Origin of the sequence: Acinetobacter sp. UBA3132, assembly GCF_002364825.1 — a bacterium.
In the GTDB taxonomy this organism is placed as follows: Bacteria; Pseudomonadota; Gammaproteobacteria; order Pseudomonadales; family Moraxellaceae; genus Acinetobacter; species Acinetobacter schindleri.
This window is the reverse complement of the sequence record NZ_DEZM01000154.1, coordinates 1-3891: the sequence shown is the minus strand read 5'-3', so window position 1 is coordinate 3891 and position 3891 is coordinate 1. Positions and strand designations below refer to the sequence as shown.

3 protein-coding genes are annotated in these 3891 nt (G+C 43.2%); all 3 read right to left on the bottom strand.

The features are described 5' to 3' along the window. Nucleotides 1-1111 (bottom strand): hypothetical protein (locus tag B4033_RS08560; RefSeq protein ID WP_286833191.1); only part of this gene is annotated, 1111 nt, incomplete at its 3' end. Beyond that, nucleotides 1108-2100: a type VI secretion system baseplate subunit TssG gene (gene tssG, locus B4033_RS08555; RefSeq protein ID WP_286833190.1), complete on the bottom strand. Its 993-nt coding sequence runs from the start codon at nt 2098-2100 to the stop codon at nt 1108-1110. The genes tssG and B4033_RS08560, both read right to left, overlap by 4 nt. After that, nucleotides 2064-3878 carry a type VI secretion system baseplate subunit TssF gene (tssF, locus tag B4033_RS08550; protein ID WP_286833192.1) on the bottom strand — a complete coding sequence of 605 codons (1815 nt, stop codon included), beginning with the start codon at nt 3876-3878 and terminating at the stop codon, nt 2064-2066. The genes tssG and tssF overlap by 37 nt, the downstream gene beginning before the upstream one ends. Nucleotides 3879-3891 lie beyond the last annotated feature (13 nt).

The following is a 3891-nucleotide window of genomic DNA, read 5'->3' as shown; positions in this document are numbered from 1 at the left end:
GTAAATATTCACTAATATTTTTGACATGCTTTAAGGTTTTAATTGATTTAATTTCCATTAAATCTTCAATGTTTAACTGTGGAGCAGACAGGCATATACTCGCGGCATATTCTCCCGGCAGATATTGTTCCGACTGCCATAACTGCTGTTCCAGCCACTCCTGATCAATTTCAGACTGTACTGCAATCACCAGACTGACCTGTTCATGTTGCTGCTGAATATCATTGAGCAGATTGATCCAGAGTGCATAAGTATTGTGATGATCGACATAATGGAACTCGACATGAATCTGGCGCTGCACAATTTCATATTGCTGTTCTAGCTGTTCAATCAGCGCCTGTTGTGCTTGATCTGGCCAGATATGGATCAATGCTGCTGGCAGCAGAATATGCAGATTCAACTTATTTAATCGTGCCACCTGCTCAAATGAGGGTTCTATTTCATTCTCTTCATCAAACTGTTCATTGATCCAGCCCTGATGCATACGGTATTCATAAGCGGTTTCTGCATCATAGAACATCGCTGACTTTCTCAGATGTGTCGCAATGTGATGCAGACTTTCAGCATGTTGCTCCATCTGCTGCTGAATCAGTAAATTGATTCGTTGCAGCCGCATGCTGTGCAGAGTGTCATCCTCTTCTGCTTCGGCTAACAACTCGTCCAGATGTCGAATGCGATAAGACAGGATCGGCAGTCCATAGTGATTGACCAGGGTTTCATCCAGTTCCGGGCTTTTGAATGCCTGCATTGCGTCAATAATTTCATGATTTTCACCAAAGCTATGGATTGCTGCGGATGAATAGATTTTTAGAGTCCGCTCCTCAACCGGTTTATCCTTATTTTTCTCCAGTTCACTTTGCTGTTGCAAATGTTTTTTTTCATTTTCAGCGGCTTCTAACTTTTCTGCTTTAGCTGTCTGATAAGCTTTTAACGATGTATAAATCAGCCATGGGGAAAGCAATAACAAGCCGGAAAAAACCGGCAGCAGAATAAAAAACTGCAGCATCTCCATAGCCGTCGGATCATACTGCACATCGCGCCAGTAGTAGATCACCAAAGCGCTTGTCAGCAGGATGAGTGCCAGAATGGTTGCAACAATGGTCTTGATCAAGCTGCTCTCCCCATCAGGCTATAACAGGTTTCCTGATTATCTGCAGCGGCTTTTGGCATCAGAAAAGCACCTTGTCCCAGCCCGGCACTTTGATCACCGAGCCGAATTGGGCAGATTTCAGCCTTGCTTAATACCAGACGCAGATCCACCATCAAGGTCGGGCTGCACCAGGTTGAAATCATCTGCTTGAGTTTTTCGCTATATTTTTGCTGCGGCAGAAAATCCAGATAGTCCTGACGATTCAAAGGACCAATCACGATTTCAATTTTTTCATCAATCTGGGTCAGCACTTCGCCACAGAAAGTATTGATTCCCAGTAAGGCAGGATTTGATCCGCCCAGTGAAGCTTTTTGCGAAGCATCCAGTTTAAACTGTTCTGGTAAATACTCCCGGATCTGAACCTGATGCTTGAACATGCAACCCAGCATGGTTTTTAGGACATAAGCACTATTATTTTGCCCCTGCATCAGACCGGAAAATTCAGCAAAATAATCATCCAGATGCTGTTGCTGATGTTGTTCACGCACATAGCCATTGAGCACATGCAGAATCTCCAGATAATGATTTTCCTGCTCAATTTCATAACGTACTGGCAGATGATAGTGAATCGAGGCTTCGATATATTGCGCGGTCAGTTTATGGTTAAATAAACCGAGAAAATGCAGGGTTTCCTCGCGCTGCTGACGCGGGCTTTGCTTGATACGGTAGGTATAGGTATAAGGTAATACTCCCTGTGTCCCGGTCAGACCAATCATCGGACTGGTCAGCTGAATTTTCTGATCTGTCCATTGCAGAGACTCAATTTCGGATTTGGGGAAATTCAGATTCAGCGAGCTAGCAAAACTAAAACTCTTGCTCCAGTCTTGTGAGTGTTTCTGCTCAGGATAATGACGCAGCAGACGTGTTGCCTGCACCAGTTCAAAGCGGGTGGGCTGCTGATACAGCTGTTCTACTACAGAAGCTTTTTGCCACCAACGTTCTGCACGCATTGGTATACCTCCTGTTCTGTTGCTGCATCAATCACAATCATTTCCACATAACTGTTCATTTGCACTTTCAGGTTAAAAATATGATTGAGCAATTGGGCAAAGATATACAGACTCGAGCCTCTGAAAGCCTCAATATTCATCTTGACCTGCACACGAACACCACGAACAAACAGTGGAAATGGTTTGTAGTCCAGTAATTTCTGACTAAGTGAAAAATCAATCGATTGAATTGCTGCAATGATCTGCTGGTTTTCTTTGGAAGCCGGCAGGTTATACAGTTCTAGCAATTCTTTCAGATGCGTGACTGCATCACCTTTCATCAAAGACAGATTATTCAAGGAAAGATGGGAAATAATGCGCCATTGTTCTTTTTGGCTCTGCTTGAATCGATAAGGCAAAGATGGGCGCTTTAACAAGAGTCCGCGTCGAACCAGCTGACTGTCATTCAAGCTGAGCGCATTCTGATCCCTGTTATAGCTTTCATAAGGCAGATCACGGTTACAGCACAGCAGCTGAGTACTGATAAAATCAGAGGAGGTATTCTGAGGTTCCAGACTTCGAGAGACCAAAGAAAATTTCAGGTCATTCTGTTGTGTACTGGCAATTTCTGGCTGTAGATGATAATAAAATTGTGCGCCGTCATGCCGGTAATGACTCATGGCAAAAAATGGCAAAACCTGATGGGCAACCTGTTCTTTATCAGTCTTTTCACGAATCAGGTTCATCTCGGAGACCGCATACACCTGATAATATTCAGGATGATGCGCATCTGAAATGAGTGGATATTCCAGTCGCTGATGATTGATTTTCTGCGGTTCGGCCTGTTTTTCAAACAGGTTAACCACTGGCGTCACGAACAGCTTGAAATTGGCGAGATTCAGTTCTGAATAATTGCGAACCGCAGCCTGATCATTCAGGTTCATTTTAAAGTGAATATACAACTCAAAATTCGAGGTATCTGCTTCGATCTGATGGAGAAAATCCAGATTCAGGTTCAGGAAATTGAACTTGTCTGGAAAGCAGAAATATTCCAGTAATAGTCGATAGGCCTGATGGGTGTGCTGATCGACCGGCAGTATACTCTCCTCCTCGCTAAAGCCTGATAGCTCGAAAGGATTTGAAATCTTGATTTCCTGGCCATTGCCCTTTAACGAAAACTGGGTTTCTGTCTTAAAAACCTGATCCAGCACCTGTAAAGGAAAGCTGGAAATCGCATCCAGATAAATTGGTAGCTTATGCTTTTGCAATAAGTTCAACTGCTGATTAAAAATTTCAAAACCCAACACGAGTGTCGCATTACGGTTCAGATGAATGTGCGCCGAAGGATGGGTTTTAAAATGGACTGATTTCAATGCAGTTGGCAGTAAAGCCACCTCCTGGACCGTCCGGTATTCACACTGCACACCACGCACACTTTTGGATTTAAGTGAAGTATGTTTCGGGATCAAACGTACATCATTCAGCTGTTTGATTTTATTCACATCTTCAAAACTGACCATTGAACAGGCTGGAAACGGCTTTACATACTGGGGAAACATCACCGCAAAAATCGAACGGGTAAATATTTCATAGCTGTCATATAGCTTTTTATCAATCCGTGCAGAGATCAATGAAAATGCCTGAATCAGGCGCTCAATATGCGGATCGTCAATCTGTTCCTGATTTAAAGACAGACGTTGGGCAATTTTTGGATATTTATTGGCAAATTCACGGGAATGCTGGCTAAATTCCTGCAGCTGTTTTTCGTAATAAGGTAATAATTCTTCAATCGCGCTCATTCTTATTATGATC